25 protein-coding genes are annotated in these 26,934 nt (G+C 48.9%); 11 read left to right on the top strand and 14 right to left on the bottom strand.

The features are described 5' to 3' along the window. Positions 1-113 precede the first annotated feature (113 nt). Positions 114-842: a hypothetical protein gene (locus K0335_RS09935; RefSeq protein ID WP_104919834.1), complete on the top strand. Its 729-nt coding sequence runs from the start codon at positions 114-116 to the stop codon at positions 840-842. A 29-nt stretch (positions 843-871) separates the two neighbouring features. On the opposite strand, the gene K0335_RS09940 is transcribed toward K0335_RS09935, so the two are convergent. Together K0335_RS09940 and K0335_RS09945 are read right to left on the bottom strand one after the other, a co-directional pair. Further along, complete coding sequence (locus K0335_RS09940) at positions 872-1,663, bottom strand: nucleotidyltransferase domain-containing protein (RefSeq protein WP_104919833.1); 792 nt, start codon at positions 1,661-1,663, stop codon at positions 872-874. 5 nt (positions 1,664-1,668) lie between these two features. After that, positions 1,669-2,667, bottom strand: a complete 999-nt coding sequence (locus tag K0335_RS09945; protein ID WP_223685747.1) for a slipin family protein — start codon at positions 2,665-2,667, stop codon at positions 1,669-1,671. A 657-nt stretch (positions 2,668-3,324) separates the two neighbouring features. Between K0335_RS09945 and K0335_RS09950 the strand changes: the two genes are divergently transcribed. Next, positions 3,325-3,597 carry a DUF3811 domain-containing protein gene (locus K0335_RS09950; RefSeq protein WP_001207638.1) on the top strand — a complete coding sequence of 91 codons (273 nt, stop codon included), beginning with the start codon at positions 3,325-3,327 and terminating at the stop codon, positions 3,595-3,597. Here K0335_RS09950 and rluF read toward each other — a convergent pair whose 3' ends face one another. Then, on the bottom strand, positions 3,598-4,470 hold the full coding sequence (gene rluF / locus K0335_RS09955) for a 23S rRNA pseudouridine(2604) synthase RluF (protein WP_219393805.1): 873 nt from the start codon (positions 4,468-4,470) through the stop codon (positions 3,598-3,600). Between the two features lie 348 nt (positions 4,471-4,818). Here rluF and K0335_RS09960 point away from each other — a divergent pair, with 348 nt between their 5' ends. From K0335_RS09960 to sorE, 7 genes are all read left to right on the top strand, one after another. Continuing rightward, on the top strand, positions 4,819-5,772 hold the full coding sequence (locus K0335_RS09960; RefSeq protein ID WP_000257635.1) for a sugar-binding transcriptional regulator: 954 nt from the start codon (positions 4,819-4,821) through the stop codon (positions 5,770-5,772). Between the two features lie 69 nt (positions 5,773-5,841). Beyond that, positions 5,842-6,636 (top strand): SDR family oxidoreductase, encoded by a 795-nt coding sequence (locus tag K0335_RS09965; protein WP_104919831.1) that lies wholly within the window; start codon positions 5,842-5,844, stop codon positions 6,634-6,636. A gap of 9 nt (positions 6,637-6,645) precedes the next feature. Further along, complete coding sequence (locus K0335_RS09970; protein WP_000245619.1) at positions 6,646-7,053, top strand: mannose/fructose/sorbose PTS transporter subunit IIA; 408 nt, start codon at positions 6,646-6,648, stop codon at positions 7,051-7,053. Next, positions 7,053-7,544 (top strand): mannose/fructose/sorbose PTS transporter subunit IIB, encoded by a 492-nt coding sequence (locus tag K0335_RS09975; protein WP_001027841.1) that lies wholly within the window; start codon positions 7,053-7,055, stop codon positions 7,542-7,544. Before K0335_RS09970 ends, K0335_RS09975 begins: the two co-directional genes overlap by 1 nt. 67 nt (positions 7,545-7,611) lie before the next feature. Further along, positions 7,612-8,409, top strand: coding sequence for a PTS mannose/fructose/sorbose transporter subunit IIC (locus K0335_RS09980; RefSeq protein ID WP_000406329.1), 798 nt, complete (start codon positions 7,612-7,614; stop codon positions 8,407-8,409). 10 nt (positions 8,410-8,419) lie between these two features. Next, the gene (locus K0335_RS09985; protein WP_000437889.1) at positions 8,420-9,244 is read left to right on the top strand and encodes a PTS system mannose/fructose/sorbose family transporter subunit IID; all 825 of its coding nucleotides are present in this window, start codon (positions 8,420-8,422) and stop codon (positions 9,242-9,244) included. Positions 9,245-9,297: 53 nt separating this feature from the next. Beyond that, positions 9,298-10,518: an L-sorbose 1-phosphate reductase gene (gene sorE / locus K0335_RS09990; protein ID WP_001195085.1), complete on the top strand. Its 1,221-nt coding sequence runs from the start codon at positions 9,298-9,300 to the stop codon at positions 10,516-10,518. 152 nt (positions 10,519-10,670) lie between these two features. Here sorE and K0335_RS09995 read toward each other — a convergent pair whose 3' ends face one another. The 5 genes from K0335_RS09995 to metH form a co-directional block, all read right to left on the bottom strand. Beyond that, on the bottom strand, positions 10,671-11,210 hold the full coding sequence (locus K0335_RS09995; RefSeq protein WP_000164234.1) for a DUF2058 domain-containing protein: 540 nt from the start codon (positions 11,208-11,210) through the stop codon (positions 10,671-10,673). A gap of 101 nt (positions 11,211-11,311) precedes the next feature. Further along, positions 11,312-12,943, bottom strand: coding sequence for a Na/Pi cotransporter family protein (locus K0335_RS10000; protein ID WP_000956837.1), 1,632 nt, complete (start codon positions 12,941-12,943; stop codon positions 11,312-11,314). A 170-nt stretch (positions 12,944-13,113) separates the two neighbouring features. Further along, entirely contained in the window at positions 13,114-13,563 is a 450-nt protein-coding gene (locus K0335_RS10005; protein ID WP_001189569.1) for a hypothetical protein, read from the bottom strand. A 42-nt stretch (positions 13,564-13,605) separates the two neighbouring features. After that, positions 13,606-13,926, bottom strand: a complete 321-nt coding sequence (locus K0335_RS10010; RefSeq protein WP_000590029.1) for a hypothetical protein — start codon at positions 13,924-13,926, stop codon at positions 13,606-13,608. A 59-nt stretch (positions 13,927-13,985) separates the two neighbouring features. Next, positions 13,986-17,669 (bottom strand): methionine synthase, encoded by a 3,684-nt coding sequence (gene metH, locus K0335_RS10015; protein ID WP_104919830.1) that lies wholly within the window; start codon positions 17,667-17,669, stop codon positions 13,986-13,988. A 199-nt stretch (positions 17,670-17,868) separates the two neighbouring features. On the opposite strand from metH, the gene iclR reads away from it, so the two are divergent. Further along, positions 17,869-18,693: a glyoxylate bypass operon transcriptional repressor IclR gene (gene iclR / locus K0335_RS10020; protein WP_000226428.1), complete on the top strand. Its 825-nt coding sequence runs from the start codon at positions 17,869-17,871 to the stop codon at positions 18,691-18,693. A 47-nt stretch (positions 18,694-18,740) separates the two neighbouring features. Here iclR and K0335_RS10025 read toward each other — a convergent pair whose 3' ends face one another. From K0335_RS10025 to metA, 5 genes are all read right to left on the bottom strand, one after another. Then, positions 18,741-20,162 carry a DNA cytosine methyltransferase gene (locus K0335_RS10025; RefSeq protein WP_000134229.1) on the bottom strand — a complete coding sequence of 474 codons (1,422 nt, stop codon included), beginning with the start codon at positions 20,160-20,162 and terminating at the stop codon, positions 18,741-18,743. Between the two features lie 60 nt (positions 20,163-20,222). After that, positions 20,223-21,956: a bifunctional isocitrate dehydrogenase kinase/phosphatase gene (gene aceK, locus K0335_RS10030; protein WP_219393806.1), complete on the bottom strand. Its 1,734-nt coding sequence runs from the start codon at positions 21,954-21,956 to the stop codon at positions 20,223-20,225. Positions 21,957-22,004: 48 nt separating this feature from the next. After that, the gene (aceA, locus tag K0335_RS10035; protein ID WP_000857847.1) at positions 22,005-23,309 is read right to left on the bottom strand and encodes an isocitrate lyase; all 1,305 of its coding nucleotides are present in this window, start codon (positions 23,307-23,309) and stop codon (positions 22,005-22,007) included. Positions 23,310-23,338: 29 nt separating this feature from the next. Beyond that, the gene (gene aceB, locus K0335_RS10040; protein ID WP_104919828.1) at positions 23,339-24,940 is read right to left on the bottom strand and encodes a malate synthase A; all 1,602 of its coding nucleotides are present in this window, start codon (positions 24,938-24,940) and stop codon (positions 23,339-23,341) included. Positions 24,941-25,208: 268 nt separating this feature from the next. Further along, on the bottom strand, positions 25,209-26,138 hold the full coding sequence (gene metA / locus K0335_RS10045; RefSeq protein ID WP_001122792.1) for a homoserine O-succinyltransferase: 930 nt from the start codon (positions 26,136-26,138) through the stop codon (positions 25,209-25,211). A gap of 156 nt (positions 26,139-26,294) precedes the next feature. Here metA and K0335_RS10050 point away from each other — a divergent pair, with 156 nt between their 5' ends. Beyond that, entirely contained in the window at positions 26,295-26,738 is a 444-nt protein-coding gene (locus K0335_RS10050; RefSeq protein ID WP_104919827.1) for an acetyltransferase, read from the top strand. A gap of 8 nt (positions 26,739-26,746) precedes the next feature. Here the strand turns inward: K0335_RS10050 and K0335_RS10055 are convergent. Next, positions 26,747-26,934: hypothetical protein (locus K0335_RS10055; RefSeq protein ID WP_219393807.1), on the bottom strand; the 188-nt coding region annotated here is incomplete at its 5' end.

A 26,934-nucleotide genomic window follows, 5' to 3' on the forward strand; every position in this document is an offset into this window, starting at 1 on the left:
ACCATCCACTGAGTGAATATAAAAGAATTTAAATACAATAACTATTGCATTGTAAATTACATCAAATATAGTTCACTACTTATATATTTTGCTAATCGCTACAGGGAAATTACATGTTTATTGTCTCCGTTCTCAGACAAAGTAAGGATTTCACTATTAAACATGCACAATGGCTTCACCAGCAGCTGGATGGGTATAATTCCATTTGCATGACGGATGCTTCAGAAATCAAAGGGGTTCAAACCACTCCATTACTGTATAATTGGCCAGGATGGTGGGCAAAATTAGAGCTATTTAATCCCGAACATCCTGTTCTCGGGAATGAAGATATACTTTATATTGATATTGATACTGTAATCGTCGGTGATATTACACAGTTTACTAAAATGAAAAAAGTAACATTACTGAACGACTTCTCGCAGCATGGTTCCAATGCTGCTCCTGCGACTGGAATAATGTTCATTCCTGCGGACGCCAAAAAACTTGTCTGGGAAGAGTTTATGAGATCGCCTGAAACTGAAATAAATTCAACCAGAAAGCCGCCATATCATGGGGATCAGGGATTTATCGGCAGAGTATGTCATGACGCTGAAAGATGGCAGGATATTTTTCCAGGACAAATTATCAGTTACAAAGCGAATATAGCGACGCCTAAAATGATAGGCTTTAATCCTGACTTACACGATGGTAAAGCAAACGGAGAATTGCCATCGGATGCAAAAATTGTATGTTTTCACGGTTCACCTCGTCCCTGGAACACAGCTCTCCACTGGGTTCCAGGTTTCAGCATAAAAAACACACTCTGCAGCAAATTTAAACAGCTCAAATATTCTCTTCGGTAAAAAACTTTTTTATTGGAAGGCGCCGGGCATCACGCCCGGCGTATCACTGTTTGATACAACAACCCATCCAGTTCCCTGGCATCTCCGTCCCTGCTGTCCGGTAACACTGGTGGAATTTCCCCGCGCGCCAGTTCCGCGCGAATAAATGCATGTAACAATGGACGACGCGGACCATATTCCGCTTCTCCCGCGCGCTGTTTACGTTCCAGCAGCTCGTCTATTTCTGCGCGTAACGGCGCATCAAGTTCGGTTCCCGTCAGTAACTCAGCAAAGCGCATTGGCGGTACGCCTTTTCCCGCTTCAACCCAACGCACAGCCAGTAGTGGTCGCAGCACGTAAAAGTATTTTTTCAGCCGAACTACGTCGCCCTGCAAATAACCGCGAAAGTTTTTCCGCGCCATCGAATAATAATGCCAACGCGCACGCAGCGGAGAAAACCACTTCGGCACCATTGCCTTAAGCGGCGTTATCGTTTCTTCATCTTGTTGATAGACCACCGGAGAATCCAGCCATTCAATCAGCGTCGGATTAGCGCCTTTCAGTAATCCCAGCGCCTTGCGCCACTCCCAGCCTGAAACATCTAACTCGTCGTCAATAGGCAACTCAATAACATCGCGCGGCGCCTCCACCCGCAGATACCATTCCAGCGGGTGAACATACAAAAATCGTACATCGTAGTCGCTGTCGGGAGAGGCAAATCCCCAACCGCGACTCCCCGATTCGCAGGCGTACAGCACTTTCACGCCATAGCGACGTTCTATTTCTTTTAATTGCTGCGATACCCGTTCGCGCATCGCAGCACTGACTCCATTTATTGGCATTTGACTCATCCTTTGATATTAACTAACCCGTGCAGAACCTGGTCCAGACCGCCAAATACAGAGATGTTATCGATCCGCTCAGCCACTCTCTCCAGCGTTTCCAGCTCTTTTAAACGCAGCGCTACCGGGTTGTTTTCCATGACCTTCGCGGTGTTCAGCAACGAGCGCGTCGCTGCCGTTTCTTCACGTCGGCGAATCACATTGGCCTGCGCAGATTTCTCTGCCTCAACCAGCTGCGCAAGGATATTTTTCATATCACCAGGCAGGACGATATCTTTCACCCCTAATGAGGCAATCTCCATACCAAATGGCAACATGCGCGATTTCACCTGTTCGCTGACAACGTCATCAATGACCTGTTTATCTTCCAGCAACTCATCCAGCGTACGCGTACCTACCGCTTCACGCAGTGCAAATTGCAATTCCCGATACAAATGATCAATCGGCTTCGTTAACTGACTAAATGCCAATAACACGTCGCTGTAGCGCCAGTTGGCGGCGAGGTTAATCCGCAGATTGACCTTATCTTTCGTTAAGATTTCTTGCCCGCTGACTTCCAGAACCTGTAAGCGGGTGTCGACAACTTCAGCTTCAACCAGATGATTTATTTTCCAGTATGCGGTCAGCCCCGGCGGTAACAGCGCCTGCGTTTCACCATCGATTTTCAGCACGCCTACGTGCCAGGCCGGAACCTGCACCGTCAGTATCGCATCGCGGCCTTTAACTGCCCCTTTGCGCCGTGGCTGCAATACCGCATTCATCACCTCCGTTTGAACCTGGACTTGCTGCGTATTCATCCGTACCAGCGTCAAATCATCCTCTACACGCCAGTACAAACGACGCGTTGATGGCGGCAGGATCTCCAGCAAAATACCGTCCATATACAACGCCCCGGCTTCAGTCTCCGACAAGTCGGCCACCACGCAATATCTTTCCACCCACTCTGGCTGAAAGCGACGCAAATAATCCGCCAGCACGTCGGGAACTTCGCTGCCATCGAGCATAATCAGCAAGACTTCTGGCGTATTTAACTAGGGTAAAAGATGCTCGCCTGCAGGCAGCACTTTGTAGTAATCGCCATTTCTGGAGAGTAATGCCAGCTGATCTTTTCTTACGCTTATTTTTTTAATCATTATCCATTCCTTGCTTAATAGCCGTCGCGGAAGCAGACACGAAGAGACAGGGGAATTCCCTTTTGCCTGTATCCCGGCGTCTTTATCGGCGACGTTATCGGGGATCGCTGACTGCGCAATCCCCCATTTTTTATTTAATAAGTTACAACCAGTATTCATTTCAGGAATGAATTCGGGAATCGAACCCGTAATTAGCGTCAAAGGCTGACGGAACACGCCCGGAAAACAGCCTGGCCGTTCCTGGTGTGCCGACGGGGTTTAACCCCCTTTGAAATTCAGTATCAACGCAAAAGTGTTATTGCGAAAAGCGTGCCAGAATTGAGAAATATTTTTAACCAAATGAAAAATAAAGAGTTAATAAATTACTGTTGTTTGTAGAGGGAAAATTTTTCACCAAATTTGTATCTGTATTTATCGTCAATTATCAAGAAAGATAAATATTTAAGAAGAGAACAAGGGAATATTATCAGTTCTGCTTGCAAATAAATTCCCGTACACTGAATCCATCGGCTAACTGAGGGCAACATCATGGCACTCCCGCGTATTACCCAAAAAGAGATGACTGAACGCGAGCAACGTGAACTTAAAACACTGCTGGATCGGGCGCGGATTGCGCATGGTCGCGTACTGACCAACTCCGAAACCAACAGCATCAAGAAAGAGTACATCGATAAATTAATGGTTGAACGTGAGGCTGAAGCGAAAAAAGCCCGCCAGTTGAAAAAAAAGCAGGCTTATAAACCCGATCCCGAAGCGTCATTTAGCTGGTCGGCAAATACGTCGACGCGCGGCAGGCGCTGATTAGCGCCCTTTTTTCTTACGCCCCGGCGAGGTGAAACGTTTACCATTTGACGCCGGGCGGCCACCTTTTTCTGATGTTTTTTCCATCTTCACCACCGGGCGTTTGATGCCCGCCGTTTTCGGTTTGGCCTTCGCTTTAGGTTTCACCTCGGAAGTAGAATTCTCAATTAATTTAAAGAGATCAATTAGCTCATCGTCGGTTAAATCGCGCCACTCACCTAACAGAATGCCGCTTAAGCTGACGTTCATAATGCGCGTACGTTCCAGCTTTTTCACTTCGTAACCAAAGTGCTCGCACATGCGCCGGATCTGACGGTTCAGCCCCTGCACAAGGGTAATGCGAAAGACAAATGGTGCTTCTTTTTTGACTTTGCACTTTTTCGTCACCGTTCCGAGGATCGGTACTCCCGCCCCCATACCACGAATAAATTCATCGGTGATCGGTTTATCGACCGTCACCAGATACTCTTTTTCATGATCATTGCCAGCACGGAGGATCTTATTGACCAGATCGCCATGGTTAGTGAGAAAAATCAGCCCCTGAGAGTCTTTATCCAGACGACCTATCGGGAACACGCGTTTACTGTGGTTGACGAAATCAACGATGTTGTCGCGCTCGCCATCTTCAGTAGTACTAACGATCCCTACAGGTTTGTTCAGAGCAATAAGCACTAAGTCTTCTGCTTCACGCGGCTCAATCAACCGACCATTTACCTTCACGACGTCGCCTGGTTTAACCTGGTCGCCAATGGTGGCACGTTTGCCATTGATGAACACATTGCCTTGTTCAATAAAGCGATCCGCTTCGCGTCGTGAGCAAATTCCACTTTCGCTAATGTATTTGTTTAATCGGATAGATGAGTCGGACAGCATAAATTCTCCTGTAAAACGCGGAATATACCCTGACTCTGATGCAGGAAAAACAGCGTTTCTTCGCAACAGTGAAATTAATTGTGATCCACCACAATTTTCTGCACAAAAATCAACGGCATCGAAGTCAGTAACAAGACCAACAAATACATATAAATATCAATTAGTTAAATAATAACGCACAGATGTGCTTGCCTTAACGATACACAAAAACAAATGTGCACAATTAACCTTGTATTTTTTGCGGATAAATAGTGAAAAATCCTTTTGAAACACTCTGTTGATGAGGTTATATCAGATCAAGCGGTAAAAAATGAGATTTGCACAAATGTGCACGTGCAGGAGGCCAGTATGGCGGTAGAAAACGGTGACGATATTCGCCTGATCGTGAAAATAGCGCAGCTTTATTACGATCAAGAAATGACTCAGGCACAAATCGCCCGCGAGCTAGGTATCTACCGAACGACCATCAGTCGTCTGCTTAAACGTGGTCGTGAACTGGGTTTAGTGACCATCGCAATCAATTACAACTACAACGATAACTTGTGGCTGGAGCAGCAGCTAAAACAAAAATTTGCTCTTAAAGAAGCTGTGGTAGTGCCCTGCCAACAAGAACAGGAAGAAGAGCAACTGGCAATAATGGGTGTACATGGCGCACAGCTACTGGAACGACTACTGGAGCCAGGCGATATCATCGGGTTTTCCTGGGGACGTGCGGTACGGGCGATGGTTGAGGGGCTATCGACAGCCAGCCAGTCACATCAGCATATTTGTGTACCTGTTATCGGGGGACCTTCGGGAAAACTGGAAAGCCGTTACCATGTGAACACCCTTACCTACGGTGCTGCTGCAAAACTGAAAGGTGAATCTCATCTCGCAGACTTTCCAGCACTACTGGATAATGCATTGATTCGTAACGGTATCATGCAGTCCCAACACTTTCGCACCATTGCAGATTACTGGAATAACATCGATATTGCTCTGGTGGGGATAGGTTCCCCTGCAATACGTGATGGTGCAATCTGGCACGCATTTTATGGTCGGGAAGAGAGTGATGATTTATATGCAGGGCAAATTGCCGGTGATATCTGCTCTCGCTTTTATGATATTAACGGCGCAACCGTCGAGACGCAGATAAACGAAAAAACGTTGTCTATCGAAATCCATAAATTAAAAAATGCACGTTATTCTATTGGTATTGCCATGGGAGAAGAGAAACTAAGTGGGATTCTTGGTGCGTTACGTGGAAAATATATTAACTGTTTAGTCACCAATTACCAAACCGCCGAATTACTATTGCAATAAACACTATTTACTCTGATTCGACATAATTTATTTTATGGGGAATCAATTTATCTGTATGGAGAGAAAATTATGCAATCATGGTTAAACTTATCTGACAAAATAATTATTGTGACGGGAGGTGCATCGGGAATAGGTAGTGCTATCGTCGAGGAGTTAATAACTCATGGCACAAACGTCCAGATGGTGGATATCAATGCTGGTGAAAATAATGCTGGCTATCAATTCTGGCCAACAGATATTTCCAACGCACAACAAGTGACAGACACCATTGCGGAAATAATTCAGCGTTTTGGTCGGATTGATGGTCTGGTCAATAACGCTGGCGTTAACTATCCGCGTCTGTTGGTAGATGAAAAAGCCCCGGCAGGAAAGTACGAACTTAACGAAGCCGCTTTTGAAAAGATGGTTAATATCAATCAAAAAGGTGTTTTTTTGATGTCGCAAGCGGTGGCGCGGCAGATGGTGAAACAGCGTGACGGCGTCATTGTGAACGTCTCTTCTGAAAGCGGGCTGGAAGGTTCGGAAGGCCAGAGTTGCTACGCTGCCACCAAAGCTGCACTGAACAGTTTTACCCGTTCCTGGGCAAAAGAACTGGGTAAGCATGGCATCCGTGTAGTTGGTATTGCGCCAGGGATTCTGGAAAAAACGGGATTGCGCACACCAGAGTATGAAGAAGCCCTGGCATGGACGCGAAACATAACTGTTGCACAACTGCGTGAAGGCTACAGCAAGAACGCGATTCCCATTGGACGCTCCGGACGGCTCACGGAAGTCGCTGATTTTGTGTGCTACCTGCTGTCTGAACGCGCCAGCTACATCACCGGAGTAACCACTAACATTGCGGGCGGTAAAACGCGCGGTTAAGGAGGTGATATGGTTAATGCAATCTTCTGTGCCCATGGCAAATTAGCTTGCGCCATGCTGGAGTCGGTACAGATGGTGTACGGCGACGCCAATGTTGTAGCCGTAGAATTTGTACCTGGAGAAAATGCCAGCGACATCATAAATAAGCTGGAAAAGTTAGTAAGCATTCACGCTCATGATGAATGGCTGATTGCCGTGGACTTACAGTGCGGTAGTCCATGGAATGCCGCTGCCACACTGGCAATGCAAAACCCACATCTGCGTGTCATGAGCGGGTTATCGCTCCCTCTGGCGCTGGAACTGGTGGACAACCAGAGCAGTATGAATGTCGATGAACTGTGTGTACACCTGACGCAAGTCGCCTCACAAACTTGTGTTATCTGGCAACAACCGGATACGACTGACGAGGAGTTCTGATGAACATTACTCTTGCCCGCATTGATGACCGCCTGATCCACGGTCAGGTAACAACTGTCTGGTCAAAAGTGGCCAATGCTCAGCGGATTATTATTTGTAATGACGATGTATTTAATGATGATGTGCGTCGGACATTATTACGGCAGGCGGCACCACCTGGAATGAAAGTTAATGTGGTAAATATCGAAAAAGCCGTCGCCGTTTATCACAATCCGCAATATAAAGAGGAAACCGTTTTTTATCTTTTTACCAATCCGCAAGATGCCCTGGCGATGGTTAAACAAGGCGTCAATATTAATGTATTAAATATTGGCGGAATGGCATGGCGCCCTGGTAAAAAACAGTTAACTAAAGCGGTATCATTAGATGAGAATGATATTAACGCATTCTATGAACTGGATAAATTAGGCGTAAAGCTAGATTTACGCGTAGTTGCGACAGATCCTTCAATCAATATTATCGAAAAAATAAAAGAACACGTAACGGCTTAATAAATATCAGGCCTGTGTATTTATGCTTTAACAGGCAGGGACGAGTACACTTATAAGGTGACAAATTATGGAAATTAGTACCCTACAAATTATCGCCATATTTTTATTTTCCTGTATTGCCGGAATGGGCAGCGTACTGGACGAGTTTCAGACTCACCGCCCACTTATCGCCTGCACAGTTATTGGTTTAATTCTCGGTGATTTAAAAACCGGAATTATGCTCGGTGGCACTCTGGAATTGATAGCGCTTGGCTGGATGAACGTCGGTGCGGCGCAATCTCCGGATTCAGCACTTGCCAGTATTATCTCTGCCATTCTGGTAATCGTTGGTCAACAAAGCATCGCTACCGGTATTGCTATCGCACTTCCTGTGGCAGCCGCGGGCCAGGTACTAACCGTATTTGCCCGCACCATCACCGTGGTGTTTCAACATGCGGCAGATAAAGCAGCAGAAGAGGCACGCTTTCGCACTATCGATATTCTGCATGTCTCCGCGCTTGGAGTGCAGGCATTACGCGTCGCCATCCCGGCGCTCATAGTCTCATTGTTCGTCAGCGCCGATATGGTGAGCAATATGTTGAATGCTATCCCCGAATTTGTGACCCGAGGATTACAGATTGCTGGCGGCTTTATCGTCGTGGTCGGTTATGCCATGGTGCTGCGCATGATGGGCGTGAAATACCTGATGCCTTTCTTCTTCCTGGGCTTCCTCGCGGGTGGCTACCTTAATCTCAGTCTTCTGGCATTCGGCGGTGTCGGCGTGATCATGGCACTGGTTTATATCCAGCTAAATCCACAATGGCGAAAAGCCGAACCACAAACGCAAGTCCCCCCCTCCACCGCTCTTGACCAACTTGACGATTAACGGAGCCATCATGGAACAGAGAAAAATCACACGCAGCGATCTGGTGAGCATGTTTCTGCGCTCCAATCTGCAACAGGCATCATTTAACTTCGAACGCATTCATGGGCTGGGTTTTTGCTACGACATGATCCCCGCCATTAAGCGCCTTTACCCACTGAAAGAGGACCAGGTCGCCGCGCTAAAGCGCCATCTGGTGTTCTTCAATACTACGCCTGCGGTGTGTGGCCCGGTCATTGGCGTCACCGCTGCCATGGAAGAGGCACGCGCCAACGGCGCAGAGATTGATGATGGCACCATAAACGGTATCAAAGTCGGTCTGATGGGGCCACTGGCCGGTGTCGGCGATCCGCTGGTATGGGGCACATTGCGTCCAATAACTGCTGCCCTCGGCGCATCGTTAGCACTTTCGGGCAACATTCTTGGCCCATTGCTGTTCTTCTTTATTTTCAACGCAGTGCGCCTGGCAATGAAATGGTATGGGCTGCAACTGGGCTTTCGTAAAGGGGTGAATATCGTCAGCGATATGGGGGGGAATTTGCTGCAAAAGCTCACCGAAGGTGCGTCAATTCTCGGTCTGTTTGTGATGGGTGTACTGGTCACCAAATGGACGTCGATCAATGTACCGTTGGTTGTTTCTCAAACACCAGGCCCCGATAGCTCCACCGTCACCATGACCGTGCAAAACATTCTCGATCAGTTGTGCCCGGGTTTGCTGGCGCTTGGCCTGACTCTACTGATGGTGCGTCTGCTTAACAAAAAAATTAATCCGGTGTGGCTCATCTTTGCTCTGTTTGGCTTAGGGATTGTCGGTAACGCACTGGGCTTCCTGTCCTGATTCTTCGCCCCGGTTTAACTACCGGGGCCATCGCTCACACAAGAGGTGGTTATATGCAAACAACGGCTCTGCGTCTTTATGGCAAATGTGATTTACGCCTGGAATCCTTTGATCTTCCTGAAATGCAGGAGGATGAAATTCTCGCCACGGTAGTAACCGACAGCCTTTGCCTCTCATCATGGAAAGAGGCTTGCCTGGGAGAAGATCACAAAAAAGTGCCTGATGATGTGGCGACTCATCCAATCATCATCGGTCACGAGTTCTGTGGCGATATTGTTGCTGTAGGTAAAAAATGGCAGCACAAATTTCAACCGGGTCAGCGTTATGTGATTCAGGCTAACCTGCAACTCCCCGACAGCCCTGATTGCCCCGGCTACTCCTTTCCGTGGGTAGGCGGCGAAGCAACGCATGTGGTTATTCCAAATGAAGTCATGGCACAGGACTGCCTGCTGGCTTATGAAGGCGAAACCTATTTTGAAGGATCGCTGGTTGAGCCGCTCTCCTGTGTAATTGGCGCTTTCAATGCAAACTATCATCTTCAGGAAGGAAGTTATAACCACACGATGGGAATTCGTCCGCAAGGACGCACACTGATCCTCGGCGGCACCGGACCAATGGGTCTTCTGGCGATAGACTATGCGTTGCATGGCCCGATAAATCCATCGCTGCTTGTCGTTACCGATACCAACAACGATAAATTGAGCTATGCACGTAAGCACTATCCTTCAGAACCACAAACACTGATTCATTATCTCAATGCCGCTGATGCATCATTTGATACATTAATGGCATTGAGTGGCGGTCATGGTTTCGATGATGTTTTTGTCTTTGTTCCCAACGAAGGTCTTGTGAAACTTGCCTCTTCCTTGCTGGCGACAGATGGTTGTCTGAATTTCTTTGCTGGTCCGCAGGATAAAAACTTCAGTGCTCCCATTAATTTTTATGATCTGCATTACGCCTTTACGCATTACGTTGGCACATCTGGTGGCAACACTGATGATATGCGAGCGGCCGTTAAATTGATTGAAGAGAAAAAAGTTCAGGCAGCGAAAGTCGTTACGCATATTCTGGGACTGAATACGGCTGGAGAAACGACGCTGGCTCTGCCAGAGATTGGCGGAGGAAAGAAACTGGTCTATACCCATAAATCACTGCCATTAATCGCTCTTGATCAAATTAACGATCCACAACTACGTGAGATCCTCGACCGCCATCAGGGCATCTGGTGTCGGGAAGCTGAACAGTATTTACTGGCGAATACCGCACATATTTGAGGCAGGTAAATATAGGTAGCCAGGCCTGGATGGGGCATGCCATATATTGAATTTGCGAGAGTTTGCAACCTGAATAAGACGTTTACGTCGCATCCACAATAAATATTGGTGGTTAATACTATGAGCGCCCAATCAGGCGCTCATAATAAAAATCACCACATTAAATCATCGGGGATCTTAAAGTCAGCATAGGGATCATCTTCGTCCTGCTCTTCCTGGCTGAGTGCGCTATTTAATACAATAAAAGTCGCATCACGTTGGGCAATTTTATCTGCTACGCTCGCCGGGATAATGGCGTATTCGCTTTCCCCATTGCTATCAATGATCAAACGAGCAATAGCAAGGCGCCCATTTATTAATTGGGTTTGAGTTGTTTTATCAACTTCAATTTTCTTGATAAGATTATTATCAGTGAAATTAAAACCAATATCACCACGAGAAACAGTGATACGATTCATTTCAATAAGCTGTTTAATTTGTGCTTTATATTCTTTCACTAACGCAGCTTGTTTTTGCTGCTCGCTAAGTTGTTTATCACGCTCGAGTTGAGCTTTCTTGTTTTCTTCCACCGCCTCTCGGGCTTCACGAGCCTGAACACGGGATTTTTTAGCCGTTCTCTGGACTTTAGCTGCTTTTTTGCTGGTCACTAATCCCGCTTTTAGCAACTGTTCTTGTAGGGTGAGTTTTGTCATCTTCGTCGTTAAACCTGTTGGAAATTTGCAGGGATTATACTCGCCAAACCTCATAAACTGACGATCTGGATATCAATTTTATTGCTATCGAGAACGCTTTCTTAATACTCGTCCCGTTCGTCGTCTTCCTCCGGTTGTTCCAGAACGCTATAAGCCACGGAACAAAATAACGAATTCAGACGCTGCATATCACCTAACAAGCCTAAGTGAAGTGAACTGGTCTCAATGCTCTGCACGTTTTGCTGATGCAGACGATCAACGTGGGCATGGGAATAACGGCGATTCAAAATACGAAAGCGATGCTTGCTACGGCGTAAACGGCGAGCACTGGTAACATCGCCGGAGAAAAAGACTGACATCGCCAATTTTAAGTTACTGAGCAGTTGGCTATAGAGCGCATCCAGTTCCTTCAGACCATCAATCGAAAACGCCCGTCGTGCTGCCAGCGATTTATCAGCAATTTCACTACCCATGCGCTCGACGATATCTGATGCCTGTTCAAGGTTAAGTGACATCTCAATAATTTCTGCCCAGCGCCGCGACTCCTCTTCTGCCAGTTCCTCTTTTGGCATCCGCGCCAGATAAAGTTTAATGGCGGTGTATAACACATTGATATCGTCCGCCAGCTTGCGCAGCTCTTTCTCCTCACGAGGCGCACCGTGCATCACTTTATATAGTCCTTCCATCATTTGCTCCATCGCGTCGCCAATACGCAGCGTTTCACGGGCGGCATTTGCCAGGGCAAGCGTAGGAGTATCGAGCGCGCTGACATCAAGATGTTTGGGTTTAAGATGCCCGTCAAGTTCAGGGTCATCGCGGATAATACGCTTACAAAACCGCGCCATCGGATCTACAAATGGCAACATCAGCAGACAACGCACCAGGTTATAGAAGACGTGGAAATAGATAACCAGTTCCGCTTTTGGTAGCGGCAACTTACCCATCGTGTTCGCCAGCAGATGGACAAATGGCAGGATAATCAGGCTACCCACCAGCTTAAACAGCAGGCTACCCAAAGCGACACGTCGTGCAGCAGCATTTGCGGCACTGTTGTTGAGCATAGCCAGCAAACCAGAACCAAGGTTTGCGCCAATGACCAGGCACAGCGCTACCGGAAAAGAAATAATACCAGCAGTAGTCAGGGTAGCGGTCAACAGTACAGCGGCAAGACTGGAATAACTGATAATGGCGAACATCGCGCCTATCAACGCATCCAGTAAAATATCGCCCGTCAATGAGGCAAAGATCACCTGAACGCCGCTGGCCTGAGTAATCGGTGTGACGGCCTGAACAATCAACTCCAGTGCCAACAAAATCAACCCAAGACCAATACCTACACGCCCCAACTGCCCGGCACGCGACTGTTTGCGTCCGAGGAAAAAGATAACCCCAATAAAAATGAGTAGCGGTGACAACCAGGATAAGTCGAAGGTGAGGATTCGCGCCATTAGCGCCGTTCCAACATCAGCACCCAGTACAATGACCAGGGCCGGCGCGAGAGCGACAAGATCCTGAGCGACAAAAGATGTCACCAGCATGGTGGTGGCATTACTGCTTTGAACCAACGCGGTAACGCCAATCCCCGCACAAAAGGCAAGCGGTTTTTTTTCTACGCTACGGCTAAGAACGGTACGCAGACGAGCACCAAAGACGCGCATAACGCCAGTGCGCACAATATGCGTCCCCCAAACCAGTAGGGCGACAGCGGAAAGCAGGTGAAGCAAAGTTAGCACGGAATCAGGTTCTCCTTTTTGTTATGCATTTTCCTGTTAAGATTTTTCTAATCACGTTGTTTTTATCCAGGCATTTCACTTGTATGTACTTTCAGTATAAGAGATTTATACAAGAAAGCATTTAAAAAGGCATCTATATAAAAATCCACCTGTACCTGTTGTTATTTTTGTCACATTTTTTCTTGCCGTTTACACCAGATAAACGTTGTCACTTTTGTGACCTCTGAGAAGATAAACAACGAAATATTTAAGACCAGATTCTGTGAATCAAAATAATTAAGTATCAACGGTATTACGGAGATTGAACAGCTTACGGTAGCAAAACGCATAAATTCCTGAATCGCAAAAAAAGAGAAACTAAACAATTTTTGTTTTAAAAAAGATTGCGCAGAAAAGAATAAAGAGAACAATAATACTATTTGTAGCGTAACAGTGGCGACTGCATACGCGTAAAAACCACCTTCAATGCCGATAGCTTTAAGTAAGGAAATTGAATGAACGATATCGGAATAAAAAGGGATACGACCATTACCAACCGAGTAGAATAGATATGTGGCTATCGCGATAACATCCATGACACCCCAAAAAAGAAGAATGTATTTTTTATATTGACGTTGCATAAAGTAAATCCTTTTTACGAAAACAAATATTACCAGGGATTATTATAATTGCGGGCGTTTTTGGATTAACACTCCACCCGTATTTTTTAAACCTCTGTCAGCCATACCTTCACTAAAGAAGACGTCGATACGCCCTTTACTTTTATCGTGATACAGAATACTGCATGAGATACACCTTATCCCCTCTTTGGATTTACGAAAATCCAACCAAAAGCAACCATCAGAAAATACCCACTCCACACCTGTTTTTATATTAATTATCCAATCATTATAACCTGTTGGTTTTTTCCCTAATAGTTCAGTAACTTCGGCTTCTGAACGTCCTTCGAAAGCGAAAAAATCTATTTCATCAATTTTTATCATTTTCAATAATCCATTATTTATGACATTAAATACCGGGGCAAATACCCCGGTATTATCATTTACTCGGCGTCATACCCCAGATTCGGTGCCAGCCAGCGTTCAACATCTGAGACGCTCATACCTTTACGGCGGGCATAGTCTTCAACCTGATCGCGCTGAATTTGCGCTACCGCGTAATACTTGCTGTCCGGGTGGCTGAAGTACCAACCCGAAACCGATGCACCGGGCCACATGGCGAAAGATTCTGTGAGTTTCATGCCGGTATGTTTTTCCACTTCCAGCAACTCCCAGATGGTGGCTTTTTCCGTATGTTCAGGGCAGGCCGGGTAGCCTGGTGCCGGGCGGATTCCCTGATAGTTTTCGCGGATCAGCTCTTCGTTGCTGAGGTTCTCGTTCGGCGCATAGCCCCAGTAGACTTTACGCACACGCTCATGGAGATACTCCGCAAACGCTTCGGCTAAACGGTCGGCAAGCGCTTTCACCATGATTTTGTTGTAATCATCGTGCTGTGCTTCGAAGGCATCAGCCAGTGCGTCCTCTTCCAGCCCGCCGGTCACAGCAAATGCGCCAATGTAATCTGCTTTACCAGAAAGCTTCGGCGCAACGAAGTCAGCGAGACAGTAGTTAGCGAAGCCCGTTTTTTCGGTCTGTTGACGCAGATGGTGGCTGACGTTGATCACATGGGTACGCGTTTCGTCACGGTAGATTTCAATGTCATCGCCCACACGGTTTGCCGGGAACAGGCCCACCACGCCACGTGGATTCAGCGTTTTTTCGGCGCTTAATTTATCCAGCATGTCATTGGCGTCTTTAAACAGGCGCTTCGCCTCAACACCTACCACTTCATCTTCCAGAATGCGCGGATACTTCCCGGCCAGCGACCAGGTCATAAAGAACGGTGTCCAGTCGATGTAATTACGCAGCGTTTCGATGCTGGCTTCGACTTCCTGCACGCCGAGACGGTGCGCCACCGGCGGCGTGTAAGCCTGCCAGTCAAAAGCGAAATCGTTATCGCGCGCCGCTTCCAGCGTGACCGGTGGAGTGCGCGGTTTCTTGCGCCCGTGTTGAATACGCACGGTTTCGTACTCCTTGCGGGTACGAGCGACAAAATCATCACGCTGAGTGTCAGAAAGCAGCGCCGCCACCACACCAACGGTGCGTGAGGCGTTCTGCACATACACCGTCGGGCCACTGTAGTTTTGCTCGATTTTCACCGCCGTGTGCGCTTTAGAGGTGGTCGCGCCGCCGATCAGTAACGGAATGGTGAAACCCTGACGCTCCATCTCTTTCGCCACGTTAACCATTTCATCCAGCGACGGCGTGATAAGCCCCGAAAGGCCAATCAAATCAGCATTCACTTCTTTGGCGGTGCGGAGAATTTTTTCCGCCGGCACCATAACGCCGAGATCAACAATTTCGTAGTTGTTACATTGCAGCACCACGCCAACGATATTTTTACCGATGTCGTGGACGTCACCCTTCACTGTAGCGATCACCATCTTGCCATTAGTTTTGCCCTGCTCTTTGCTGGCTTCTATGAATGGTTCGAGGTAAGCCACCGCCTGCTTCATCACACGCGCCGATTTGACCACCTGCGGCAGGAACATTTTACCTTCGCCAAACAGATCGCCGACCACGTTCATGCCGTCCATCAACGGGCCTTCAATCACTTCAATCGGGCGCGTAGCCTGCTGACGGGCTTCTTCGGTGTCCTGTTCAATAAATTCGGTAATACCTTTGACCAGCGAGTACTCCAGGCGTTTATTCACTTCCCACGAGCGCCACTCCGCCTGCTGGGCGTTGGCGGTGTCGTCGGTTTTGCTGCCGCGATATTTCTCGGCAAGCTCCAGTAAACGCTCGGTGCCATCGTCGCGACGATTAAGAATCACATCTTCCACCGCGTCGCGCAGTTCAGCGGGTAAATCGTCGTAAATCGCCAGTTGCCCGGCGTTGACGATCCCCATATCCATACCGTTACGGATGGCATAGTAGAGGAACACCGCGTGAATGGCTTCGCGCACCGGATCGTTGCCACGGAATGAGAAAGAAACGTTAGAAACACCGCCGGAGATCAGCGCGTGCGGCAGTTCACGTTTGATGTCTTCACACGCGCCGATAAAGTCCTGTGCGTAGTTGTTGTGCTCTTCAATGCCAGTTGCGACCGCGAAGATGTTCGGGTCAAAGATGATATCTTCTGGCGGGAAGCCAACCTCTTCGGTGAGGATTTTGTACGCCCGACGGCAAATCTCGATTTTCCGTGCGCGGGTATCGGCCTGGCCCTGTTCGTCAAAGGCCATCACCACTACTGCCGCACCGTAGCGACGCAACAGTTTCGCATGATGAATAAAGGCGTCGACGCCCTCTTTCATCGAGATAGAGTTAACAATCCCTTTGCCCTGGATACACTTCAGACCTTTTTCAATGACGTCCCATTTTGAGGAGTCGATCATAATCGGCACGCGAGCGATATCCGGTTCACCCGCAATCAGATTAAGGAAACGCACCATCGCCGCTTCGGCGTCGAGCATCCCTTCATCCATGTTGATATCGATAATCTGCGCGCCGTTTTCCACCTGCTGACGCGCCACATCCAGCGCCTCGCTGTATTTCTCTTCTTTAATCAGGCGTTTGAACTTAGCGGAACCGGTGACGTTGGTCCGCTCGCCGACGTTCACAAACAGGCTTTCGTCGCCAATGTTCAGCGGCTCCAGGCCGGACAAACGACAGGCTACGGGAATTTCCGGTAGTTTGCGCGGCGCTAATCCTTCTACTGCACGGCTCATCGCTGCAATATGTTGTGGCGTGGTGCCACAGCAGCCGCCAACAATATTCAGGAATCCCGCTTCTGCCCATTCACGTATTTGTTTTGCCATCGTGTCGGCGTCGAGATCGTATTCACCAAAGGCGTTGGGCAGCCCAGCATTCGGGTGCGCGGTAACGTAGCATTCCGCAATCCGTGACAGCTCCTGCACGTACTGGCGCAGTTCATCGGGCCCCAGCGCACAGTTCAGGCCAAAGGTCAGCGCTTCGGCGTGGCGCAATGAGTTGTAAAATGCTTCAGTGGTCTGCCCGGAGAGCGTGCGCCCGGAGGCGTCAGTGATGGTGCCGGAGATCATTATCGGCAGTTCAACGCCCAGCGCTTCGAACTCCGTTTTCACCGCAAAGACCGCCGCTTTGGCGTTAAGGGTGTCGAAAACGGTTTCAATCAGGATCAGATCCGCACCGCCTTCCACCAGCGCTTTAGTGGATTCTCGATAAGCCGCCACCAGCTGGTCAAAAGTGATGTTGCGGAATGCTGGATCGTTCACGTCCGGAGAAATAGACGCCGTGCGGTTGGTCGGGCCGAGAACACCGGCAACATAGCGCGGTTTCTCCGGCGTACGGGCGGTCCACTCGTCAGCACAGGCACGCGCCAGCTTCGCCGCCGCAAAGTTGATTTCCGCCGACAGGGATTCCATCTGGTAATCCGCCATCGCAATAGTCGTGGAGTTGAAGGTGTTGGTTTCGATGATATCCGCGCCCGCTTCAAAGTAGGCGTTGTGGATAGCGGCGATCACTTCCGGTTTGCTGAGTACCAGCAGGTCGTTGTTGCCTTTGAGATCGCATGGCCAGTCGGCAAAGCGTTCACCACGAAAATCGGCTTCGTTCAGTCGATAGCTCTGGATCATAGTGCCCATACCGCCATCCAGCACCAGAATACGTTCATTTAACTGCGCACGCAGTTGTTCCACTTTGCTGCTCACACTTGCTCCCGACACGCTCAACCCAGATTTAATAAAAATTCAACAAACCATACTGGCATAAACGCATCTGTGGTAAAAGCGAGCACCACGCAACATGAGATTTGTTCAACATTAACTCATCGGATCAGTGTGGCAACTATTGCATTAGATAGCAATAAAAATGAAAATGATTTCCACGATACAGAAAAAGGAGGCTGTCATGGTCGCACCTGTTCCCGCAAAACGCGGCAGAAAACCCGCCGCTGCCACCGCCCCCGCTACCGGGCAAGTACAGTCTTTAACGCGTGGCCTGAAATTACTGGAATGGATAGCCGAATCCAATGGCAGTGTGGCACTCACGGAACTGGCACAGCAAGCGGGATTACCCAACTCTACCACCCATCGATTGCTCACAACCATGCAGCAACAGGGCTTTGTCCGTCAGGTTGGCGAACTGGGTCACTGGGCGGTGGGCGCACATGCCTTTGTGGTTGGCAGCAGCTTTTTGCAAAGCCGCAACCTGCTTGCCATTGTTCACCCTATTCTGCGGAAATTAATGGAAGATTCTGGTGAGACAGTCAACCTGGCGGTACTCGATCAAAGCGACCATGAAGCCGTCATCATCGACCAGGTGCAATGTACACAACTGATGCGTATGTCCGCGCCCATTGGTGGCAAACTACCAATGCATGCTTCCGGTGCGGGTAAAGCGTTTTTATCGCAACTCAGTGAAGAGCAGGTCACGAAACTGCTGCATCGCAAAGGGTTACATGCCTATACCCACGCTACTCTGGTGTCGCCAGTCCACCTGAAAGAAGATCTCGCCCAGACACGCAAACGGGGTTATTCATTTGATGATGAAGAACATGCATTGGGTCTGCGCTGCCTGGCATCATGTATTTTTGATGAACATCGCGAACCATTTGCCGCTATTTCAATTTCCGGGCCAGTATCGCGCATCACCGATGACCGCGTGACTGAGTTTGGCGCAATGGTCATTAAAGCCGCGAAGGAAGTGACGCTGGCATACGGTGGAATGCGGTAAGAAAAGTGATGCGTTATACCCGGAGCGTGCCGGGTATAACGATCAATTTATTTTTTTATCGATTTACTGGTGGCCTGCAAAATATAGGGCTTAAGCAGTTTCGCAACTGCTGCAAATACCGGTACGACGACTGAGTTACCAAATTGACGGTAAGCCTGTGTATCTGAAACCGGTATACGGAACGGTTTCCCGCCAGGGGATTCAAATCCCATCAGACGAGCACACTCGCGAGGCGTTAATCTGCGTGGTCTGTTCGCCTGATTTTCAGCATTGTTAAAATCTATCTCCCCAAGCGCCTTGTCCCAGCCCCGGTCGATCAATATTTCTGAGCCATCTTTATGGTAACGGGCAGATAATGTCCTGGCGACGCTATTTGCATTATTTGGATCAACCAACCCAAATCCAAAACCATTGCCTTTCGCCGCATGTTTTTTGGCATAGTTATACAGATATTGCCAGAGCTTTGGGCTGAGGATGTATTTGCTATCAACAGAGGATTCCAGTAGTTGACCAAAGAGCGGTCTTTGCTGCGGATAGAAACGATCAATATCCCGTAAAGTAAAACCTTGATGAATATTGAGATCACGACGGAAACCCACCAGCACAATCCGCTCACGATGCTGCGGGAGGAAATGTTTGCCATCAATGATTTTAGGATCATCCTTCCCGGTTTCATGAGCGTTGGCCACTTCATAGCCCAGCTCATCCAGGGTATTCATAATGACCTTAAAGGTCTTACCTTTATCATGGCTTTTTAAGTTTTTGACATTTTCCAGTACAAATATCGCCGGGCGCTTTGCTTTAATAATCCGTGCAACATCAAAAAATAGAGTGCCTTGTGTTTCGCATTCAAAACCGTGCGCACGCCCGAGAGAATTTTTCTTACTGACCCCTGCCAGACTGAATGGCTGGCAAGGAAATCCCGCCAGTAATACGTCGTGATCAGGAATATGACGCTGAATATGTGCATACGCTTGTTTTTCACTTACCGTATCATCGGCGCTTAACGTGACCTCGCGTATATCATGATTAAATGTATGGCTACTTTCGTCGTTATACCAGTTTGCCTTATAAGTGCGAACAGCCTCCTTATTCCACTCACTGGTAAATACACATTGACCTCCAATTGCCTCAAACCCCTTACGGATACCACCAATTCCGGCAAATAGATCAATAAACCGAAACGCATAATTTGGATGGTGGGCTGGTGGCTCTGGAAGCATTTTTCTTAATAGCTCAACTTCCGCCTGAGTGAGTGTTTTTGGTTTACTTTTGCCATTTACCCAGCGGTTAAGTGTTTCCCGACTCCACTCATTTTTACCAATTTTTCTAAGTAATTCAGCAACGTATTTCTGATCGTAGATTTCCAGAACCCGATCGATAAGTTGTTTATCGCGCTCCTGTTGGTTTTTTTCATCATTGGCTGCTTTCTCCAGCAGCTCCTGAGCTAACAGATCGAATTCAGTCATATTTTCTCCCGGAATTAGTGGGTGAAAATATATCACTCATTTGACCCAGATAAAATGTGACTACACCTGTGGCCGGTAACGCACGCTAAATCGCTGCCTGCGCCGATACGCATAAACATCTTCCACATGCCCTTCACGTATGCGGTTTTGTAGTGCGCGCCAGTAATCAGCGCGGAACAGGTCGGCGTGCATCTCTTCAAACAGCGGACCAATACGCGGGTCGGCACATAGCCAGTGGCGAAACTCTTCCGGGAAAACATCGCCCGGCGAGACGCTGTACCACGGTTCGCTGGCAAGTTCGTCCTCCGGGTAGCGCGACGGCGGGATGTCGCGGAAGTTCACTTCCGTCATGTAGCAAATTTCATCGTAATCATAAAACACCACACGCCCGTGACGGGTGACACCGAAGTTTTTAAACAGCATGTCGCCAGGGAAAATGTTAGCAGCGGCAAGCTGGCGAATAGCGTTACCGTATTCTTCAATGGCGTCGCGCAACTGCTGACCTTCCACTTGTTCCAGCCAGATATTAAGCGGCACCATCCGTCGCTCAATATAAAGATGACGAATCACTATCTGTTCGCCGAGATCGGTGATTTTTTCTGCTGCTTCCTGAAACAGTAATTCCATTAATGCCGGGGAAATATGCCGCTTCTCCAGCACAAAGTTTTCAAACTCCTGGGTGTCCGCCATTCGACCCACGCGATCGTGCTCTTTAACCAGTTGATAGCAGGCACGAACGTGAGCGGCAGACATCTCTTTCTGCGGCGCGAACTTGTCTTTGATGACTTTGAATACCCGATCAAAACCCGGCAGCGTAAACACCAACATCACCATGCCACGAATACCCGGCGCTTCAATGAACTGCTCATTACAGCCCTGTAGATAAACGAGATATTCGCGGTAGCTTTCGGTTTTGGCGTGTTTCTGGCAACCGATAGCCATATACAATTCTGCGGTCGTTTTGCCCGGCAGAATTTCCCGTAGCCACTCAACCAGCGCTGCGGGCAGCGGCGCATAAACCATAAAATAAGAACGCGCAAAGCCAAAAACAATGCTCGCTTCGGCGGTCGTCGTCAGGCAGGTATCAATAAATAACTCGCCGTCGTCCGTCTGATGGATCGGCAGCAAAAATGGCAATGTGCCGAAAGGTGTGATCAGTTTGCCCACCAACCAGGCGGCTTTATTGCGATAAAACAGTTCGTTCGCCACCTGTAAATGGCTTTCCGCGAGGTTGTCTGTCCCCAACATTTCTGTCAGATGGCGAATGATGTAATGAATGTCACGGCTTTTATTTTGCCAGCGCAGACGCAGCGGCAGATCGCTGATAACGCGCATTAGCAGAGATTCCCAGCCGTGATCGGGATAAAAGTCTTTTGCCAGCGGGCGCGGAATAGTACGAAAGCGGCGCTCTGGCTGGGAACTAAAGATAAAAAGCCGCTCGGGAGTAAGCGAACGGTGATCAAATAACCGACAGTACATGGAGTTAAAAAAGCTCTCCGCAATCTCGAAGCGCGGGTAGTCCGGCAACAGCCGGGTGTAATGCTCTTTGACGCGCAGTAAAAATGCCGCGTCCGTGCTTTGGCCGTTGGTAATGCAGCGCAGTTGCTCCACTACCAGACCGACGTGATGATCGTAAAGATGGATACGGCTTTTCATCGCCTGCTGGACAGCATGCCAGTCGGCTTGTTCGAAACGCTGCTGCGCCCCGGAAGTCACTTCAAGAAATCGACCATACTGAGCGTCGAAACCTTGCAAAATAGTTTGTGCAATCAGTAATTCCAGGCCACGCGGCATCGCCTCTCCTTAATTCGCCCCTCGCCTTACGGAAAGGGGCGTTGGTTATTAGAACTGCGATTCTTCGGTGGAGCCGGTCAGCGCGGTAACCGACGACGTGCCGCCCTGAATAATGGTCGTCACTTTATCGAAGTAACCTGTACCCACTTCCTGTTGATGAGAAACGAAGGTGTAGCCATCTTTCGCGGCGGCAAATTCCGGTTGCTGCACTTTTTCAACATAGTGCTTCATACCTTCGCCCTGGGCATAGGCGTTTGCCAGGTCGAACATGTTAAACCACATGCTGTGGATGCCTGCCAGGGTGATGAACTGGAACTTGTAGCCCATATCCGACAGCTGCTGCTGGAAGCTGGCAATAGTTTTGTCGTCGAGATTTTTCTGCCAGTTGAAGGACGGCGAGCAGTTATAAGCCAGCAGTTTGCCTGGATATTTCGCGTGGATAGCTTCCGCAAAGCGACGCGCCAGTTCCAGATCCGGCGTAGAGGTTTCACACCAAACCAGGTCAGCATACGGCGCATACGCCAGGCCACGGCTGATTGCTTGCTCAATGCCTGCATGAGTACGGAAGAAGCCTTCGTTGGTGCGCTCGCCGGTAATAAATTCGCTGTCATACGGGTCGCAATCGGAGGTGATCAAATCCGCCGCATCAGCATCGGTACGTGCAACCAGCAGGGTTGGAACGCCCGTAACGTCGGCAGCCAGACGCGCCGCAACCAGTTTCTGGATTGCTTCCTGAGTTGGCACCAGTACTTTACCGCCCATATGACCGCATTTTTTCACGGACGCCAGCTGATCTTCGAAGTGAACTGCCGCTGCACCGGCTTCAATCATCGCTTTCATCAGTTCAAAGGCATTCAGGACACCGCCAAAACCGGCTTCCGCATCGGCAACGATCGGCAGGAAGTAATCGACATAGCGCGGATCGCCCGGCTCAATGCCCGCGGACCATTGGATCTGATCGGCACGACGGAAGGTGTTGTTGATCCGCTCCACCACAGCTGGCACCGAGTTTGCCGGATAGAGCGACTGATCCGGATACATGCTGGCCGCCAGGTTAGCGTCCGCGGCTACCTGCCATCCCGACAGATAGACTGCTTCAATACCCGCTTTCGCCTGTTGCAGCGCCTGACCGCCAGTCAGTGCGCCGAGGCTGTTGATGTAGCCTTTTTTCGACTCACCGTGCAGCAGTCGCCACATTTTCGCCGCACCCAGTTGTGCCAGCGTGCATTCCGGATTGACTGAACCACGTAATTTCACCACATCTTCCGCACTGTACGGGCGAGTAATGCCTTCCCAACGCGGTTGAGTCCACTCTTTCTGTAATTCTTCAATTTGTTGTGTACGGGTTTTCATGTGCAGATGCTCCATAGTTATGTGGTGGTTTACGCTAACAGGCGGTAGCCTGGCAGGGTCAGGAAATCAATTAACTCATCGGAAGTGGTGATCTGTTCCATCAAGCGTGCGGCATCGTCAAAACGCCCCTGGGAGAAACGTTCTTCGCCCAGTTCGCTGGCAATGACTTTCATCTCTTCGCCCAGCATCTGGCGGAACAAGGCTTTGGTCACCGGTTTGCCATTACTCAACGTTTTTTGGTGATGGATCCACTGCCAGATGGAGGTACGGGAAATTTCAGCCGTCGCCGCATCTTCCATCAGGCCATAAATCGGCACGCAGCCGTTGCCGGAGATCCATGCTTCGATGTACTGCACAGCCACGCGAATGTTGGCGCGCATACCTTCTTCGGTGCGTTCACCATCACAAGGTGCCAGCAGCTGATCGGCAGTAATCGGCGCGTCTTGTTCGCGCATCACTTCAAGCTGATTTTTACGGGAGCCGAGAATGTCGTTGAATACCGCCATTGCCGTGTCAGCAAGGCCAGGGTGGGCAATCCATGTGCCATCGTGACCGTTGTTGGCTTCCAGCGCTTTATCCGCTTTTACTTTGTTCAGCACCTGGTTATTGCGCTCTTCATCTTTGCTCGGAATAAACGCCGCCATGCCGCCCATCGCAAAAGCACCGCGTTTATGGCAGGTTTTTATCAACAGGCGTGAGTAAGCATTCAGGAATGGTTTATCCATCGTCACGGCCTGTCTGTCTGGCAGGACTCGATCGGGATAGTTTTTCAACGTTTTGATATAGCTGAAGATGTAATCCCAGCGACCGCAATTCAGACCAACAATATGGTCACGCAACGCGTGAAGGATTTCGTCCATCTGGAACACAGCGGGCAGCGTTTCAATCAGCAACGTCGCCTTGATGGTGCCGCGCGGCAGATTAAAGCGATCTTCTGCATAGCTGAAGACTTCGCGCCACCAGGCCGCTTCCTGCCAGGACTGGGTTTTCGGCAGATAGAAATAGGGACCGCTGCCCTTTGCCAACAGTGCCTGATAGTTGTGGAAGAAATAGAGCGCAAAATCAAACAGGCTGCCAGGAATTGCTTCGCCGCGCCAGGTGACATGTTTTTCCGGCAAGTGCAGACCGCGTACCCGACAAATCAAAACCGCTGGATTGGGCTTGAGCTGATAAATTTTGCCTGCTTCATTGGTGTAACTGATGGTGCCATTAACCGCATCGCGCAGGTTAATTTGCCCGTCGATCACTTTGTTCCAGTCCGGGGCCAGTGAATCTTCGAAATCGGCCATAAAGACTTTCACATTGGCGTTCAGTGCGTTGATCACCATCTTGCGCTCAACCGGGCCAGTTATCTCGACTCGACGATCTTGTAAGTCCGCGGGAATACCACGAATTTTCCAGTCTGTATCACGAATGGAAGCTGTTTCCGAAATAAAATCAGGCAACGTTCCGTTATCAATATCTTGCTGCTGCTGAATGCGCGCCGCCAGTAATTTATTCCGCTGAGGTGTAAAACGTGTCACCAGTTCAGTGAGAAATGCTACAGCATCAGAAGTAAGAATATGCTTCTCCTGCTCACCGAATGGCATGGTAAAGGTTAATTCTTCGGTTGTTGTTGCCTGTTGATTCATTGAGTAAGCCCTCGTCTTTGATCCTGTTGCATCCCAAATGTGAACGAAGGATCGTTGTGCGCTTTTCGTTCAGCACGACTAAGACTACTCAATTAAATTGTAAAATCAAAAACAATTTCCATTTTTAATTTAATTAATGGTTAACTTATTGATAACAGTAAAATTAAAAATTATTTACTTAATGAAGAAGTTTTCGGAAATAAAAAAGGCACCCGAAGGTGCCTGATTCAACATGCTGAAACGCTTAACGATCGACTGCTACAGAAGATTAATCCAGCGTTGGATTCATGCGACGCAGATCATATGGCGTAATTTGATAGACGTAATAGTTCAGCCAGTTGGTAAACAGCAAATTACCGTGACTACGCCAGCTCGCTCGCGGTGTATTTTGCGGATCATTATGCGGGAAATAGTTATACGGTACATCTGGATTCAGCCCGGCTTCCACATCGCGGAAATATTCCTGCGCCAGCGTTTGCGCATCATATTCGGGATGGCCTGTCACAAAGGCAATGCGCTTATCTTTGCTGGCAAACAGATAGGCATCCCCTTCTTCTGTCTCCGCCAGAATTTCCAGATCGGTGTAATCACGAATCAACGCTGCCGGAAAGTCAGCATAGCGCGAATGTGGTGCCAGGAATGAATCATCAAAGCCACGCGTCAGAAGTGCATGAGGATGGAGAATGTGATGTTCGTAAACGCCAGAGAGTTTGTCAGTGCGGGTTTGCTTAGGAATGCCATAGAGGATATTGAGCGCAGCCTGTACCGCCCAACAGACAAACAGCGTTGAGGTGACGTGATCTTTCGACCACTCCAGCACCTGTTTGATTTGCGGCCAGTAAGCGACGTCATTAAACTCCACCAGTCCCAGCGGCGCGCCGGTGACGATCAGGCCATCAAAGTTCTGCTCCTGAATATCTTCAAAGTTGCAATAGAAGTTGTTCAGATGCTCTGCGGGCGTGTTGCGCGATTCACGGGAATCGATGCGCAACAGCTGAATATCGACCTGCAAAGGCGAGTTTGAAAGCAGACGCAGAAACTGATTTTCAGTTTCAATCTTCTTCGGCATCAGGTTAAGGATAAGCACCTTTAGCGGACGAATTTCCTGACCAGACGCGCGAGAAGTTGTCATCACAAAGACATTTTCTTCACGCAAGAAATTGACGGCGGGTAGCTCGTCCGGCACACGAATCGGCATAACCTGATTACCTCACTACATACGCTTATACGTTTAGACATCCAGATAGCTGAAGATAACCAGAAAATTTGCCAATGTCGAGCCTGCATGTTGAAGGTGAGAAAGTTTCAAGGAAAAGGCTACGTTAGAATATAAGAATGACTAAAAGGAGAGAAAATGGTTATTAGTATTCGCCGCTCACGGCATGAGGAAGGGGAAAAGCTCATTGCGATTTGGTGTCGTTCTGTCGACGCCACTCACGATTTTTTATCAGCAGAGTATCGGGCCGAGCTGGAAGAGCTGGTGCGTTCCTTTCTGCCGAAAGCACCGTTGTGGGTCGCGGTTAATGAGCTGGATCAACCGGTTGGGTTTATGTTGTTAAGTGGGCAGCATATGGATGCGCTGTTTATCGATCCTGATGTGCGCGGCTGCGGCGTGGGTCGGATGCTGGTGGAGCATGCACTCTCCATGGCCCCGGAACTGACAACCAATGTTAATGAGCAAAATGAGCAGGCGGTTGGGTTCTATAAGAAGATGGGTTTTAAGGTTACGGGACGCTCTGAGGTGGACGATTTGGGGAAACCGTATCCGTTGCTGAATCTGGCGTATGTGGGGGAATAAGCTGCCCCCTATCGTGCTATCGTGCCTGCGTAAGCTGGAGCAGACGCGCCAGCGTCGCATCCGGCATTTTTTTGCACCAACGCAAAAAGGCCCAGTCTTCCGACCGGGCCTTCTGCTTTATTTGATGCCTGGCAGTTCCCTACTCTCGCATGGGGAGACCCCACACTACCATCGGCGCTACGGCGTTTCACTTCTG

This window comes from Escherichia sp. GZ89 (genome assembly GCF_019366485.1).
Lineage (GTDB): Bacteria > Pseudomonadota > Gammaproteobacteria > Enterobacterales > Enterobacteriaceae > Escherichia > Escherichia fergusonii.

What these genes read in the sequence shown, in the direction of transcription:
- K0335_RS10010 (WP_000590029.1), bottom strand. Translation starts at nt 13,926, where the DNA reads ATGATAAAAATTGATGAAATAGATTTTTTCGCTTTCGAAGGACGTTCA.
- K0335_RS09965 (WP_104919831.1), top strand. Translation starts at nt 5,842, where the DNA reads ATGCAATCATGGTTAAACTTATCTGACAAAATAATTATTGTGACGGGA.
- K0335_RS10025 (WP_000134229.1), bottom strand. Translation starts at nt 20,162, where the DNA reads ATGACTGAATTCGATCTGTTAGCTCAGGAGCTGCTGGAGAAAGCAGCC.
- K0335_RS10005 (WP_001189569.1), bottom strand. Translation starts at nt 13,563, where the DNA reads ATGCAACGTCAATATAAAAAATACATTCTTCTTTTTTGGGGTGTCATG.
- K0335_RS09995 (WP_000164234.1), bottom strand. Translation starts at nt 11,210, where the DNA reads ATGACAAAACTCACCCTACAAGAACAGTTGCTAAAAGCGGGATTAGTG.
- K0335_RS09935 (WP_104919834.1), top strand. Translation starts at nt 114, where the DNA reads ATGTTTATTGTCTCCGTTCTCAGACAAAGTAAGGATTTCACTATTAAA.
- K0335_RS09975 (WP_001027841.1), top strand. Translation starts at nt 7,053, where the DNA reads ATGAACATTACTCTTGCCCGCATTGATGACCGCCTGATCCACGGTCAG.
- iclR (WP_000226428.1), top strand. Translation starts at nt 17,869, where the DNA reads ATGGTCGCACCTGTTCCCGCAAAACGCGGCAGAAAACCCGCCGCTGCC.
- K0335_RS09960 (WP_000257635.1), top strand. Translation starts at nt 4,819, where the DNA reads ATGGCGGTAGAAAACGGTGACGATATTCGCCTGATCGTGAAAATAGCG.
- K0335_RS09980 (WP_000406329.1), top strand. Translation starts at nt 7,612, where the DNA reads ATGGAAATTAGTACCCTACAAATTATCGCCATATTTTTATTTTCCTGT.
- sorE (WP_001195085.1), top strand. Translation starts at nt 9,298, where the DNA reads ATGCAAACAACGGCTCTGCGTCTTTATGGCAAATGTGATTTACGCCTG.
- metA (WP_001122792.1), bottom strand. Translation starts at nt 26,138, where the DNA reads ATGCCGATTCGTGTGCCGGACGAGCTACCCGCCGTCAATTTCTTGCGT.
- aceA (WP_000857847.1), bottom strand. Translation starts at nt 23,309, where the DNA reads ATGAAAACCCGTACACAACAAATTGAAGAATTACAGAAAGAGTGGACT.
- aceK (WP_219393806.1), bottom strand. Translation starts at nt 21,956, where the DNA reads ATGCCGCGTGGCCTGGAATTACTGATTGCACAAACTATTTTGCAAGGT.
- rluF (WP_219393805.1), bottom strand. Translation starts at nt 4,470, where the DNA reads ATGCTGTCCGACTCATCTATCCGATTAAACAAATACATTAGCGAAAGT.
- K0335_RS09985 (WP_000437889.1), top strand. Translation starts at nt 8,420, where the DNA reads ATGGAACAGAGAAAAATCACACGCAGCGATCTGGTGAGCATGTTTCTG.
- K0335_RS10050 (WP_104919827.1), top strand. Translation starts at nt 26,295, where the DNA reads ATGGTTATTAGTATTCGCCGCTCACGGCATGAGGAAGGGGAAAAGCTC.
- K0335_RS09970 (WP_000245619.1), top strand. Translation starts at nt 6,646, where the DNA reads ATGGTTAATGCAATCTTCTGTGCCCATGGCAAATTAGCTTGCGCCATG.
- K0335_RS09940 (WP_104919833.1), bottom strand. Translation starts at nt 1,663, where the DNA reads ATGCCAATAAATGGAGTCAGTGCTGCGATGCGCGAACGGGTATCGCAG.
- K0335_RS09945 (WP_223685747.1), bottom strand. Translation starts at nt 2,667, where the DNA reads ATGCTCGATGGCAGCGAAGTTCCCGACGTGCTGGCGGATTATTTGCGT.
- K0335_RS09950 (WP_001207638.1), top strand. Translation starts at nt 3,325, where the DNA reads ATGGCACTCCCGCGTATTACCCAAAAAGAGATGACTGAACGCGAGCAA.
- aceB (WP_104919828.1), bottom strand. Translation starts at nt 24,940, where the DNA reads ATGAATCAACAGGCAACAACAACCGAAGAATTAACCTTTACCATGCCA.